Consider the following 14,469-nt stretch of genomic DNA (forward strand, 5'->3'; position numbering starts at 1 on the left):
AATAGGTTTGTAATCACTCAATTGAGTGTCACTTATTAACGATATTATACTTTAGGAATAAATAAGTTACCGTTTGTTGCAGCCATAATCGCTTTGATTGAGTGCATACGGTTTTCAGCTTCTTCGAATTGACGAGCATGTTTTTCGTCACGGAATACTTCGTCAGTAACTTCCATTTCTTTTACGCCGAATTTTTCATACATTTCTTTACCGTTTTTAGTTTCGATGTCATGGTATGAAGGTAGGCAGTGTAAGAAGATATAGTCGCCTTCGATTAAGTCTGTTAATTCTTTATTAACTTGGTAAGGTTTTAATAAGTTAATACGTTCTTCAAATTTGTCTTCTTCACCCATTGATACCCAAACGTCTGTGTAAAGAACGTCAGCATCTTTAACAGCTGATTTAATGTCCTCTGTTACATTGATTGTTGAACCAGATTCTTTAGCAAATTTTTCTGCGTAATCGATAACTGATTTTTCTGGGAATAATTCTTTTGGTGAAGCGATTGTAATGTCTACACCTAGCATAGATCCTGTTACAACTAAGCTGTTAGCGATGTTGTTACGTCCATCACCACAGTATACAAGTTTTTTACCTTGTAATTCACCAAATTCTTCTTTAACTGTCATGAAGTCAGCAATCATTTGAGTTGGATGCCATTCATCAGTTAAACCATTCCATACAGGAACGCCAGAATATTTAGCTAACATTTCAACATCATCTTGTTTGAATCCACGGAATTCGATACCGTCGAACATGCTACCGAATACTTTAGCAGTGTCTTCTACAGATTCTTTTTTACCTAATTGGATGTCGCCTGCTCCCATAAATTCTGGGTTAGCACCTAAATCGTTACATGCTACTGTGAAAGCAGAACGTGTACGTGTTGAAGATTTTTCGAATAGTAACGCAATGTTTTGTCCTTTTAAGTATTCATGAGGAATATTACGTTTTTTCAAATCTTTTAAGTGAATACCAAAATCAATTAAGTATTCTAATTCTTCACGTGTAAAGTCAACTTCTTTTAATAAACTACGTCCTTGGAACATTCTCTTATTCACTCCTATTTCTTGCTTGTCTTCTTGTTACCTAATTAAATGTCTTCACGTTGTAAAGGCATGCTCATGCAACGTGGTCCACCACGACCGCGAACTAATTCACTACCGCGAACTTTGATAAGTTTTAATCCAGCTTCTTCTAAGATACGGTTAGTTACTGTGTTACGGTCATAAACAACAACAACACCAGGTGCAATTGTTAATGTGTTAGAACCATCGTTCCATTGTTCACGAGCAGAAGCAACAGGGTCGCCGTCACCACAACGGATTAATTGAACACTGTCTTGGCCTAACGCATCAGCTAAGATGTTTTCTAATTCATCTTCAGTTTCTTTAATGTTAACTGAACCGTCACCATTTGGAGTAATATCCCAAACTTTTAATCCACCTTCGATTTCTGGGTGAATAGTGAATTTGTCATAGTCAACCATTGTGAATACTGTATCTAAGTGCATGAATTTACGGTTTTCACCGATTAAGAATGCAAAGATGTGTTTGAAGTCAGTTTCTTTGAATAGACGACCAGCTAATTTTTCAATTGAACGAGCGTCCGTACGTTGAGAAATACCAACAGCTAATACATCTTTAGATAATACTAATTCATCTCCACCTTCAATACGAGTAAGTTCTTCGCGGTCGTAGAAACGATCAACTTTACCATTTCCGTATTCTGGATGGTGGTCAAAAATGAATTTACCGTATAATGTTTCACGATTACGTGTATCAGACATCATGTGGTTTAATGTCACACCATTGTACATTGTAGCGAATGGGTCACGTGTGAAGTATAAGTTTGGCATTGGGTCAACGATGAATGGGTAGTCAGTTTCGTATAAATCAGATAATGATTTTCCACCTTCTACTTCGATTTCTGTTTTACGGAAACCTTCCATTGTTTTCAATACCATTTCATAAGTGTCGTCCATACCTAATAAGTAATCTTTTAATGCTTTAAGCATTGCTTGAGATTGAACGCCTGTTTCAGCTAACCATTCGTCAACGAATTGTTCTTTAACGCCTCCAGCGTCAATAGCTTCAGCAGCTAATTTTTCTAGGTATAATACTTCTACACCATTTTCACGAAGAGCTTCTGCGAACGCATCGTGTTCTTTTTGAGCATCTTCTAGGTAAGGAATATCATCAAACAATAGACGTTCCAAGAAGTCTGGAACTAAGTTTTCTAATTCTTTACCAGGTCGGTGTAATAACACTTTTTTAAGTGGACCAATTTCAGATTTTACATGAATCGGACGAGTAATTTCTGACATTTTAAATCCTACCTTTCTTTTGTGACTTACTTTTTTCTTACACACTTAGTATAGCATGCCGTGCAAACGTTACCAATAAATCGTTAGCATTGTAAATGAGAAATTCATCACATTTGTACACTTTTTCACTAACTTTTTGTTAGCTAAACAAAACTTAATCGCTTTCTTTGTTGATTTAACCACAAAAACCCAATAAATAAAACTAGCGATTATCCTATCAAAAAATATTTTTTTATCGCTTTTTTCTTGGGCTTTTTCATTATGAATATTTATTTATCAGATGCTGGATTTCAGGGATCAATTTGAATTTATGCTTAGCAGAAACCACTTGCCGTTGATGGAGCATTTGATAATGGTTGTTTCTAACTGCCGTCAAAATGGCACGATAATATACGCAAGCCGCTACAAAAGGAAAACGTGCTTTGGGTTTTAATCCAGCAGTTAACTCAAGTCCTTCTTCGTATAAACTTTCTGCACGTTTAGCTAGCTCCTCCCAAGCAGCAATCAACTCTTGACTGGGGGATTCTTGGATAAACATTCTGTTATCTACTCCATGTTTTTTTAATAGTGTACGTGGGAGATAGATACGGTGATTGGCAAAATCTTCTCCAACATCACGTAAAATATTCGTAACCTGCATAGCCTCTCCTATTTGCTTCCCTCTAGAGACTAATTGACTCGGAACATCGGATAGAATGGGTAAGAGCATCAGACCCACTGATCCAGCCACATAATAACTATACTCGCTAAGGTCTGCTATCGTTTCTGGTTGCTCAAATTGACTATCTTGTTTTTGCCCATATAACATATCGTAAAAAGGATCAGCTGACATTGGATAATGTTGGAAGACAACCGCTAATGCTCGCCACATGGGGTATTTAGAATGATTTGTTTATCAATAAAATCATTTAATTGCTGTTTCAAGCACTCTAAACCATCAACATCCTCAGCCTCATCAATTAAATCATCTGCTTGCCGACAAAACGCATAGATAGCATAAACTGCCCAATTGTCAGGATGAGGTAACTGCGAAAAAGCTGCATAGAAACTTTTAGACTGCTTCTTTATAATACTCTCACAAATTTTGAAATCTTGTTGATAACGTGAAAAAGTTAATGGTTCAAGGCTCGTGACTTTAACGGTCTCGGTCATCACGTAACAACTCCTCTACAGTTAATTTAGCGCTTTGCAAAACAATTGGTACGCCAGCTCCAGGATGGGTACTACTCCCACAGAAATATAGGGAGTCAGCATACTTAAACTTATTGTGTGGACGATAATAATTGCTTTGTAATAACGTTGGTTTCAACCCAAAAGTCGCCCCATTATAAGCATTGAAACGATTTTCAAAATCATGCGGGGTATAAATTGTTTCACTAATAATATGTGACTCTAAGTCTTCTAATGGCGTTTTTGTTTGTAAGATGGTCATAATTTTATGGCGGTACTCAACAATAACATTCGCATCCCAGTCATCATATAATGACAATTCTGGTACCGGAACTAATACATAGATTGACTGCATACCTTCTGGAGCCATCGACTCGTCAACTACTGATGGTGTATAGAGATAAATCGATGGGTCTGCTGGCAAAATACCTTTTTCGAAGATATCATTAATATTACGTTGAAAATCATCGGCAAAATAAATCGCATGCATCGATTTTAAATCATATGTTTTATCTACTCCTAAATAGAAGAGTAAACAAGAACAAGAGTATTCCATACGATCAATTTTTTTATCCGTATATTTTCCTCGTTTTGACTCATTAGGAATCAACTGTTTCATGGCATATGGGAAATCCGCATTACATACGACATAGTCACTCTCAATTATACGATCAGCCACTCGTATTCCCTTAGTCTGTTTATCTTCAATAACGATTTCATCGACAGCTGTTTGATACTGAATTTTCCCACCTAGTTCAAGAAACAATTTTTCCATAGCTTCAGCAAAAGCATGCATTCCTCCATGGAAGTAATGAACGCCATAAAAAAGTTCAATCATAGGAATAATCGTATAGAGTGAAGGCCCTTGGTATGGTGAAACACCGATATATACGGTTTGAAAAGCAAGTGATTTTCTTAATCGTTCATCTTTCACATATTTGGATAGTTCGGAATATGCATCATTAAATGTTTTTAGCTGTAGTCCTTTCCACAATGATTTTAAATTGTAGAAATCAGTAGGTTTGCGAAAAGATCGCGTTAAATAAGCTTCCTTAGCAATTAAATATTTCTTATAAATGTTAGCTAAGAATTCAATAAAGCCTAATGCATCTTCTTCAGACATTTGCTCCATTTCTTTAATCATTAGAACAAGATCAGAACTAAAAGGAATCGACTCTTCATCATTAAAAAAGATTTCTAACATCGGCTCAACCCGTTCATAAGTCAGATAATCTTCTAGATGACGATTAACATCAGCAAATAGTTCTTTAAATACGTCTAACATCATCACAATCGTTGGTCCAACATCAAATGTAAACCCATCTTTTTTGATTTGATGCATTTTACCGCCAACTTATTTTTCTTTTTCATAAATTGTTACCGCATAACCAGCATGTTGTAAGCGAATAGCGGCTGCTAAACCAGCCACTCCTGCTCCAACAACGCTTACACTTTTCTTCATTGTAATATTCTCCTACTATATAATCGTTTCACTAATTCATGGAACTCACTTAATCGAGAGTTTTTTACGCTTCATTGTTTAAGTCAACGTAAGGATTTTCAACGGTTAAATGATGGTTACTTGCCGTAACATCCAGATGTTCTGCCAATAAATCAGCGAGTTCATTTTGTGCTTCTTGTGCACGTTCTTTCTGTTCGTCGTTAATCGCTTCAATGACAATAACAGCTGTTTCCGTCTCTTCCGTAATCATTGTACGTTGTGCTTCTCGCCAGTTAAAGCAACGACAAATTGCCCCATCATTATCAAAGTAACCGACTTCTCCTGGTAAAGAAGGACTATCTTCTTCAGCTCCTAACGGTAAGAAGGATTCTCCACCCTCAGCAACATCTAAACGAATATCCCCACTAACTTTAGCTAGGTCTTCACTTCCAACGGGAACCGCATGACGCATAGAGACCATATTATATAAATCCACTAACGGATTAATCGAATTCACTGGTGAACCTTTTTGAACACGTTTTAATAATGCTTCAATAGAAGAACGCGCCCCTTTTTTCGTTTTAAATTGACGAAAAGCTTCACGCCATTGTTCAACCACTGGATTTTTAGAAATGGGTTCATTAGGAACAAATTCTAATCCATCACGAGCAGCTGATTTTAACATCTTATCTGCTTTATCTTGCCATTCCTCAACCGGTGAATTATCCAAACCATCAATGGTTAGTAAGAAAATCTCTGCTTCTGGAAATAATTGCCAAAACTCTTCAGTCACTTTAAATTGCATTTTTCTCCACTCCTTAACTAATAAAGTGAAAGCACCTGACAAGTAAGCGGTTAACGCTACTTGTTTCGGTGCTCTCAGCTTAACTCTTATTCTATCATGATTATTAATTTTTTCACAATAACTTCACTTGACGTTTGCGAACGAATATCAATGTTCCACCTACTGTTAGTAGTGCTAGTCCAAATAAACTTTGGAATGTGATTTCTTGGCCAGTTGCTGGTAAGGCAGCTTGTTTCAATTCATCAGCAGTTAAACCTTGACTCGCCATTTCAAATCCTAGTTCACTGGCTTTCATCATTGTTTCTTCTTTTGTTTCAAGAGTTGATTGATTAGTTTGATACTCATCGTTCAATTTATCCGTATGCGTCACTTGACTTGGTGTCAAAACGTCTTCGTTACCAGTAACGTGTTCTCCACCAGGAAGTGGTTGTGGTTTATCATCGGGATTAACAATTGGCTCTATCGGTTCCACAATAGCTTCTAATGATGCTGGAATCCCTCTAAAAATAGCATTTGTCACCCAACGATAGAAAGCATGTGGATGTTGACGGTTCAGTGGATTACCAGCATAAATAAATAGCGGTTGTCCATTAAATAGTCCATCAATAGCCATCACTTTACCAGCTAATTTTTCAAATCCTGGCCACCATCCAGAAATAAAGTAATCTTTTTCCATTAATGAGACAACTGGCGTAAAGTTTTCTGGAGTTGATTCAATCCATGTTCCTGAAGTTGAATAGAAATAATCGTTTGGTAAATATCCACTTGATATTGGAAGGTCTTTATTAATGTGCGCTTTCATTAATCCTTCATTATTCCATCCATCTGGTAACATTTCCGCATCAAATCCTGGTAAGGCTTTTAACGCTTCTAAACGATCAGCAGCTTCCCCACCAATAATTAAGGTTGGTTTTAATCCTAATAAGCTTTCATCAAAGCGACCATTGTCTAAAACAATCACATCAGCCTCTTCTGGTGTATTTACAATTTCAAATCCAAGTGCTTTCAACACAATGTTTGCTTCAGAAGGTGTTTCAAATCCCATCCAGCCAACATAATTATTAGGGGTATAAATTTTATATCCTTTAATGGTTTCGCCAACTGGTTTTTGGTTTAACCCTTTTGCATATAATGGAAATTCTTTTAATAATTCTGCCATTACATCGGTATTAACGATAAAACTATCGTCATAGGCATACACATCGTATCCTTTTTTTATCGCATAGTTTACGGCTTGAATAGCAGCTACAGAATTATTACTAAACCGATGATATGGTGTCTCTTCAAGTGTGGAACGAGGCGCTTCTTTATGAGTCACGTCTCCTAATACATCTTTCCATTTATCCTCTGTATAAACTGGAATCGACTTAAATCCACGCATAACTGGGAAGTTCACAACTAATTCTGCATACATCGCATCCCAGTCTGATTCATTCATTCCTGGGTAAAGAACATGATTAGCATAGCCACGTTTTGCTTGTGCCATATCGATGACTAAATCACCTTTTTTGAACTCGCCATAATCTTGAGTCAATTCTTTTACAATAACTCCATTACGTTTGAAATATTCAATCATGCTAAATGCTTCATCACTCGCACTTACCCCATTTGGTGTCATTGGAATCACATAATAATCTGGGAAGAAGTTTTGTCCCTCTTTCCGTGGACGTCCTTTGATAGTACCATCTGCAGCGAATAATTCTTCTTCTGCTTTAGGATCTTCAATTTTATTCAATCCCCGACGATAGAAGGTTAAACGATTGGTTAATAAGTCGTCACGATTATTATCAGCAAAAGCGATACTTGCTAACCCAGCAAAGAAACCGGCATAGTATGAATCTTGATTCGTTTCTGGAATTTCAACCGTATGTCCAAGAATCCCATGATATAGTCCATAAACTGCCGTATATCCGGAAAAAGCATCATCCCAACCAGAACCGTAATCAATTTTTGGTATAATATATCCTTCATATTTAGAGTTGGCGATGCCCGCACGTCCCATTTCGTGAGCGTGAGCCATCATCGCTTCTGATGTTAGGTCATATTCAAAGTTAGGATCATGAGGAGGTGTCGTTGGTTCAATTAAAAATTCTCTTACAAATCCATGGAAGTCAATTAATGTGAGTGGGTTCCATTGGTTAACAATCCGGCGACTGCTTGAGTTTCTGGATTCGTTTGGTAACCTGTATCACGATTAGGATCTAAACCATTCGCTAATACCCGTGTATTGTCTACCACTCCATCAGGATTTTCAGCAAAGCTAAATAAGAAAATAAACCGATCCAGTAATTCAGGAATATTTAACGTGACGGTTTTTGGTTTTCCATCAGCTGTCGTCGTTTGGTAAGTGACCACTTCTCGATTAGCAAAAGCATCAAATAATCCATAGACAATATCGACTCCTGGTTGTTCATCCGCATGTGTATTATGGAAGAGTAATGGAATCTTATAATCAAATTTCCCGTTATCTAATAGTTTTTGAATATCTTCTGGTTGGGTCATCATAATAGGCATCGCTTCATTCAAATAGCGATCAATCGACTCTTTATCTTTAGCCACGACACTATAAAGTAAAGGACGACCTTGAGCACTTTTACCATAAGATTCCGTAGCCACATAACGATTATTATGTTCGCGTTCTGTTATTTTTTTAATTCCAGTCATCAATTCCTCATAGGAATGGTAATTGGCATAAGGACGAATTGTTAGTCGTTTCGTTAAGACCAATGATTTATCCGCATTAGTTCCGATTAAATCATAATCGCCAATATAATGGCGATAGGTACGACGAATATTATTTGGCTCACGTAAGCTTAAATCCTCACCAAATAGTAAATCCGTATTTACCTTCACTACTAAATCGTTACCTCTACGTTCCGTGTTCACCGTTAAAAATGGACTTCCCGTAAAGTCACCAGTTTCCATTTCATAATTATTAATCTCTTCAATTGGCTTTCCATTTAACGTCCAAGTTAAATGATCTGTGTCGACATCACCTACTGTTACATGCTCAACCATTTCTTTTGGCTCTGTCATATAAACTTTATCATCTTCTAAAGCGATGTTCTTCTCTGCCTCTTCTGGTGTCGATGCTTCTTTGTCATCAGTTGGCACTTCAGCTATGTCGGAAGACATGGACTCATCAGGTTGTTCATTTTCTCCAGTTCCTGGTAAGGGTTTTGGCATGGCTCCCACTGGTGTCTGAGCTTCCTCTTCTTTTTCAACAACTGGCGCCTCTTCCCCAGCATCATCAGTCGTCTCAATAGACTCTTCATTGACTATTGTTTCTTCCGTTGTATCCGATGTTTCCACCTCAATCGCTTCGTCACTGACCACTTCTTCAGCTTGAACAGTTTGCGGCAAACCAACCGCTAATAATGACAATAACGATGTCGCCGATAATCCCATCGCGACTTGTTGACGTAATGACAGTTTCTTCATTTACAAAGCCCTCCTTATAATCGAACCAACTTTATTGTTATCGCTTACATTATAACGGTGAATGTTTAAAAAGTCACGTTCCTTTTCACGCAGATTTTATAATAACTTTTATTAGGTTGAAAAAAGAAAAATTTGCTATACTATCCATGGAGGGATTTTATGCACACATTGAAAACAAAAGAATTGGTTTACTTAGCGATTATGACTGCCGTAATTGTCGCACTATCTTTATTAATTATTATTCCTATCCCAGCAACTCATGGTTTTGTGACGATTTGTGATGGTGGCATTTACTTTGTTGGCATGTTATTTGGTCCAACTGGAGGATTATTAGTTGGCGGATTATCAGGATTACTGATTGATATTCTATCTGGATCTGCCAATTGGGCATTATTCTCACTCATTATCCATGGCTTACAAGGCTATGTATTCGCTAAACTCATGCAAGCGTCTCATAAATGGTTAGGTTACCTTCTTGCTGCTTTCGTAATGTTAGGAGGATATGCTTTAGCAACAGGACTCATGTTTGGTTCGGTTGCTGGGTTAGCATCTTTACCAAGCAATTTAATGCAAGTGATTTTTGCGACCATTCTAGCTGAACTGCTTCCCCATTATTTACTACCAAAAATTCATCTCTAAATAAAAAATAGCTAGCAAGTGACGCCACTTGCTAGCTACTTCATTTTTTCAATACTTCGCTAATCTAGGACAACTTCCCAGTTAGGATCATCATAGGCTTCAAAACACATTCTTACTTGGTCTGCTGTTGTTTTATGATTAGCCATTTCTGGTAATTCATCTAAAGCAAAATATTTTGCCTGTAAGGTTTCATTATTAGGTTTAAATTCTCCCCCATGGCTAGTACAAAGAGCAAAGACTTTAGTAATTTCCAAAGCATAAGTCCCCGCATTTCGTTTATTTCGGTCATGAAGAGCAATCACACGATCCACTGTAATTTCTTCACCAGCTTCTTCTTTGGCTTCTTTAATTAAATTATCATGAACCGTTTGATCCACATCTACCCAGCCACCAGGTAACGCCCACGTTCCATCTTCTTCCTGTACTAATAAAATTTTGTGGTCTTTGATAATGGCTGCGCGCGAATCGAGTTTAGGGGTCTGATAACCGACTTCGTTAGCAAACAAGCCAATCAGTTTTTCTTTTGAAATTGGTGTTTTATAAGCCATCATTTCAACCGCTATTTCTCGAATCCGCTCATAACGTTCTAGTTCATATTTATTATCACTATAGTACAGTCCTGCTTGAGCGAGACTTTGTAATTCAACTGCCCAATCTAACCATGGTTGTGTATCCAAACTATCGTCCCTTTCTATTATTAGTAAGTATCACGGATATCGCGTAATTGTTTAAAGGTTGCTTCGTCTTTTGCCATTAATAACAGATTCGTTTCTTTTTCATGAGCAATCGTCGTTGGTAACGTTGGTTGTCCATCGGCTTGTAACTGTTTTGCCTCAGTCAACGCTTCAGCAATTGCTTCATTTTCTGGAGCTTGATCATGAGCAAACGTTAAATTGGTTACCGTATATTCGTGTCCCGCATAAACGTTTAAGTCATCTGGCAAATCGCGTAAGGTTTGCATCCCAGCAAAACCTGCGCCGTAATCATTTGTAAAGACGCGTCCGCAACCTCCTGCGAATAACGCATCTCCCACGAAAGCTGAAGTATCTGTAATATAAGACACATGACCAGAAGTATGTCCATAAGTTGGAAGCACACGATACTTATCACCTAGTAATTCAATACTTTCTCCAGGAGATATAGTTTGTGTATTATAATCATATGTTTCTTCTGGACCGACAACTTTCATATCTGGATATTTCGTGACGAGTGTTTTGACGCCGCCTACATGGTCTTCATGTTTATGCGTTAATAAAATCACTTTAGGCTCTAATTCATGCGCTTCTAGATAATCCAGAACCGGTTGGGCTTCCCCTGGATCAACAATTAACGCTTCGTGATGATTTGTTTCAACAATCCAAATGTAATTATCACTTAATGCAGGTATTGCTGTAATCATTGCTATCACTCCTCTTTGGCTTTATTCTAGCATGCTCATTTCCAAAAATAAAAAAAGATAACTACTAAAAAGACGAGGTCTCCCTCGCCTATAACCTATTAATGGTCATCATCATTATGTTCACGATTATGATGTTGCGCTTCAATTTCACTTTCACTACGAATATTTTGTCGATTATTCGGATCATCTAAAACGACATAGTAATCATCACCTTTACGCACAATCCAGCCATTATCGATTTCATATAAAATGTTGTCATCAGAAAAGTTCTCAATTGATTGATCTAAAATCAAGTCTTCACTGAATAGCGAATTAGCTGGAACGTGTCCAGAATAATAATGATAGTGGTCCCCATGTGACGTAGCATAACCATCCGGCAAAATTTTAGCCACGATTTGTTCGGCATCAATATGCTCTTCCTCATCAATTTCAGCAGGTGTTTTATCTTCTGTCGATGAGTTTTCTTCTGATAGGTTATCCTCATCTACCACATAAGATACCCGATTATCTGAACTAGAACGCTCATGGTTTTGCCAAGTAACATAGCCTCCAGCAATAAGGGCAATAGCTATAACCACAATCCCGACTACTAACCAACGTTTATTCATTTTTTTCATGAACAAGATCCTTCCTATTTCATCTCTTTACTTTCTTCAGCCATTCGTTGATATAGCGTATCGATATTATCACGCAAATTATCTAAATAGGACTGATCATTCTCAGGATCCACTTCTAACGGACTCAATTCATCTAATTCCACACCTGTCTCATCTGAAATCACTTGAGCATATTTAGGAGAAACATTTCCTTCGGTAAAAATGGTTTTCACATGATATTTTTTAACAAACTTTTGAATTTCCGAAATTCGTTGGGCACTCGGTTCTTCACTATTTTCTTGACCTGCTATTCCTAACTGTTTAATACCTAAACGTTTCGCTAAATAAGCAAAAGCAGTATGTTGCGTGACAAAGGTATCTTGTTTCAAATCAGCAAATTTCGGTTTGAATTCATCAATAATCGCTTGTCCTTCTTTTTGCATTTCTTTGGCGTTGTTCATATATGTTTCTGCATTATCGGGATCCGCTTCACCTAATTTCTTAGCAATATTAATCGCTTCTTCGCCAACCATCACTGGATCTGTCCATGTATGAACATCATTTAAAGAATCTTCATCCATCCCATCTTTCAGTTCAAAATCTTCTAAGCCATTCGTTCGTTCTAATTTTAGGTCATCAGTCCCTTCAATCACCGTCACATCGCCATCAGTTAGATTATCTTTTAGATTGCCAGCCCATGATTCAAGGGTATCTGCATGATAAACAAAAACATCACTATCATCAATCGCTCGAATATCACTCGCAGAAGGTTCAAATCCATGAATGCCTCCTCCACTTTGAATCATACGAACGTTATTTAAATCGCCACTTACTTCTTTAGTCATGGCATAGACAGGATAGAAACTCGTTACAATATCCAGCCCATCACTTTCAGCTTCTTGGGTTTCTTTTCCACATCCTACTAAAATCATACTCATTAACGCCACAATCGTTAGCAAAAATTTCTTCATTTTACCTGTTCCACTCCTTATCATTGCCATATTATAGCAAGGTGGTTTTAAATTGTAAATAGAAACGTTTACGATTTAGGCAAAAGCTTCGTTTCGTTCTTCAATAGTTACCTTCCCTAAGCAATAAAGTTGTATCCGCTTTCTACTATGTTATAATGAAAATATCATAAGAAGGAGGAATTGATATGGCTTACAAGACAACTTATCCTTATACAAATGAAGTGTTAAAGACCTACGAAGATTCCAGTGACTTACAAGTCGAAGAAACCTTAAAAGCAGGACACGAGCTATACAAAAAATGGCGTCGTGAAGATTTATTAGATGAACGTCGAGACCAACTACATCTCGTGGCGGATATTTTACGTCGCGATGCCGATAAATTTGCCGAAATTATGACCAAAGATATGGGAAAACTCTTCGCTGAATCAAAAGGCGAAGTAGAACTAAGTGCCGATATTGCCGATTACTACGCTGATAAAGCAGAAGAATTCTTGCAACCTGTTGATTTAGAAACAGATGCTGGTGATGCTTACTATGTCAAACAAGCAACGGGTATCATTATGGCTGTTGAACCTTGGAACTTCCCATTTTACCAAGTAATGCGTATTTTTGCGCCAAACTTTATGGTGGGTAATCCAGTCATTCTAAAACATGCGTCTATTTGTCCTGGATCTGCTCAAGCTTTCCAAGATTTAGTGCATGAAGCTGGCATTGAAGCAGGAGCTTTCACGAACTTATTTATTAACTACGATCAAGTCAGTGATATTATCGCTGACCCACGTGTTCAAGGCGTTTGTCTAACCGGTTCTGAACGTGGCGGTGCTTCAATTGCTGAAGAAGCCGGTAAAAACTTGAAAAAATCAACCCTTGAATTAGGTGGAAACGATGCCTTCATCGTCCTTGATGACATTGACTTTGATCAATTACAAGGCACATTAGGTTTTGCTCGTTTATTTAACGCAGGACAAGTATGTACCTCTTCTAAACGATTCATCGTTACCGAAAAAAATTACGACCGTTTTGTCGACATGCTAACGGAATCATTCAAAAACAGTCCATGGGGTGACCCAATGGATCCTGAAACAGTGGTTGCTCCACTATCATCACCTGGCGCAAAAGAAGATGTCTTAAAACAAATTGATACCGCCTTAGCCAATGGTGCGACTCTCGTTTACGGTAATGAACCAATCGACCACGAAGGAAACTTCGTCATGCCAACAATCTTAACGGATATTACGAAAAACAATCCGATTTACGATACCGAAATCTTTGGCCCAGTAGCACTTGTATACAAAGTGAAAGATGAAGCTGAAGCGATTGAAGTCGCTAATGACTCTAAATACGGTCTTGGTAATACCGTTTTCGGTGCAGATATCGAACATGCCAAAGCAGTTGGTGAACAAATTGAAACCGGTATGACATTTATTAACTCTGGTTGGACATCACTTCCTGAATTACCATTCGGTGGTGTCAAAAACTCAGGTTATGGCCGTGAATTAAGTGAACTCGGTTTCGATGCCTTTGTTAATGAACACTTAATTTTTACTCCTAAAAACTAATAAATCATATCCAATAATCACTCCCCTCACCTATTGAATATCAGTAGGTGGGGGTTTTATTATGGTTTCTTTTAAAAAATATGTAATCATTTACTGAATCTTTGGTATACTTTATATAATAA

13 protein-coding genes and 1 pseudogene are annotated in these 14,469 nt (G+C 37.5%); 2 read left to right on the forward strand and 12 right to left on the reverse strand.

Going from position 1 to position 14,469, the window contains the following annotated elements; genetic code table 11:
- Positions 1–44 precede the first annotated feature (44 nt).
- The 8 genes and pseudogenes from argF to B8955_RS06830 all read right to left on the reverse strand — a co-directional run bounded on the left by argF (position 45) and on the right by B8955_RS06830 (position 9,183).
- Positions 45–1,049, reverse strand: coding sequence for an ornithine carbamoyltransferase (argF, locus tag B8955_RS05065; RefSeq protein ID WP_084099159.1), 1,005 nt, complete (start codon positions 1,047–1,049; stop codon positions 45–47).
- A 44-nt stretch (positions 1,050–1,093) separates the two neighbouring features.
- Entirely contained in the window at positions 1,094–2,326 is a 1,233-nt protein-coding gene (arcA, locus tag B8955_RS05070; protein WP_084099160.1) for an arginine deiminase, read from the reverse strand.
- 259 nt (positions 2,327–2,585) lie between these two features.
- Positions 2,586–3,197, reverse strand: coding sequence for a phytoene/squalene synthase family protein (locus tag B8955_RS05075; RefSeq protein ID WP_143238391.1), 612 nt, complete (start codon positions 3,195–3,197; stop codon positions 2,586–2,588).
- Positions 3,182–3,478 carry a squalene/phytoene synthase family protein gene (locus tag B8955_RS07045; RefSeq protein WP_143238393.1) on the reverse strand — a complete coding sequence of 99 codons (297 nt, stop codon included), beginning with the start codon at positions 3,476–3,478 and terminating at the stop codon, positions 3,182–3,184. The genes B8955_RS05075 and B8955_RS07045 overlap by 16 nt, the downstream gene beginning before the upstream one ends.
- A pseudogene (locus tag B8955_RS05080) lies at positions 3,462–4,958 on the reverse strand (phytoene desaturase family protein). Before B8955_RS05080 ends, B8955_RS07045 begins: the two are co-directional and overlap by 17 nt.
- A 64-nt stretch (positions 4,959–5,022) precedes the next feature.
- Positions 5,023–5,742, reverse strand: coding sequence for a B3/B4 domain-containing protein (locus tag B8955_RS05085; RefSeq protein ID WP_084099161.1), 720 nt, complete (start codon positions 5,740–5,742; stop codon positions 5,023–5,025).
- Positions 5,743–5,854: 112 nt separating this feature from the next.
- On the reverse strand, positions 5,855–7,765 hold the full coding sequence (locus tag B8955_RS06825; RefSeq protein ID WP_143238395.1) for an LPXTG cell wall anchor domain-containing protein: 1,911 nt from the start codon (positions 7,763–7,765) through the stop codon (positions 5,855–5,857).
- 92 nt (positions 7,766–7,857) lie between these two features.
- Positions 7,858–9,183 (reverse strand): M14 family metallopeptidase, encoded by a 1,326-nt coding sequence (locus B8955_RS06830; RefSeq protein ID WP_143238397.1) that lies wholly within the window; start codon positions 9,181–9,183, stop codon positions 7,858–7,860.
- Positions 9,184–9,351: 168 nt separating this feature from the next.
- On the opposite strand from B8955_RS06830, the gene B8955_RS05095 reads away from it, so the two are divergent.
- On the forward strand, positions 9,352–9,822 hold the full coding sequence (locus tag B8955_RS05095) for an ECF transporter S component (RefSeq protein WP_084099251.1): 471 nt from the start codon (positions 9,352–9,354) through the stop codon (positions 9,820–9,822).
- A gap of 59 nt (positions 9,823–9,881) precedes the next feature.
- Here B8955_RS05095 and B8955_RS05100 read toward each other — a convergent pair whose 3' ends face one another.
- The 4 genes from B8955_RS05100 to B8955_RS05115 form a co-directional block, all read right to left on the reverse strand.
- Positions 9,882–10,499: an NUDIX hydrolase gene (locus B8955_RS05100; RefSeq protein WP_200804271.1), complete on the reverse strand. Its 618-nt coding sequence runs from the start codon at positions 10,497–10,499 to the stop codon at positions 9,882–9,884.
- A gap of 20 nt (positions 10,500–10,519) precedes the next feature.
- Positions 10,520–11,221 (reverse strand): hydroxyacylglutathione hydrolase, encoded by a 702-nt coding sequence (gene gloB, locus B8955_RS05105; RefSeq protein WP_084099163.1) that lies wholly within the window; start codon positions 11,219–11,221, stop codon positions 10,520–10,522.
- Between the two features lie 98 nt (positions 11,222–11,319).
- Positions 11,320–11,838 (reverse strand): pneumococcal-type histidine triad protein, encoded by a 519-nt coding sequence (locus tag B8955_RS05110; protein ID WP_084099164.1) that lies wholly within the window; start codon positions 11,836–11,838, stop codon positions 11,320–11,322.
- A gap of 14 nt (positions 11,839–11,852) precedes the next feature.
- Entirely contained in the window at positions 11,853–12,788 is a 936-nt protein-coding gene (locus B8955_RS05115) for a metal ABC transporter solute-binding protein, Zn/Mn family (protein WP_084099165.1), read from the reverse strand.
- Between the two features lie 185 nt (positions 12,789–12,973).
- Here B8955_RS05115 and B8955_RS05120 point away from each other — a divergent pair, with 185 nt between their 5' ends.
- Complete coding sequence (locus B8955_RS05120; protein ID WP_084099166.1) at positions 12,974–14,347, forward strand: NAD-dependent succinate-semialdehyde dehydrogenase; 1,374 nt, start codon at positions 12,974–12,976, stop codon at positions 14,345–14,347.
- Positions 14,348–14,469 lie beyond the last annotated feature (122 nt).

Origin of the sequence: Aerococcus suis (assembly GCF_900176325.1) — a bacterium.
Taxonomy (GTDB): domain Bacteria; phylum Bacillota; class Bacilli; order Lactobacillales; family Aerococcaceae; genus Aerococcus; species Aerococcus suis.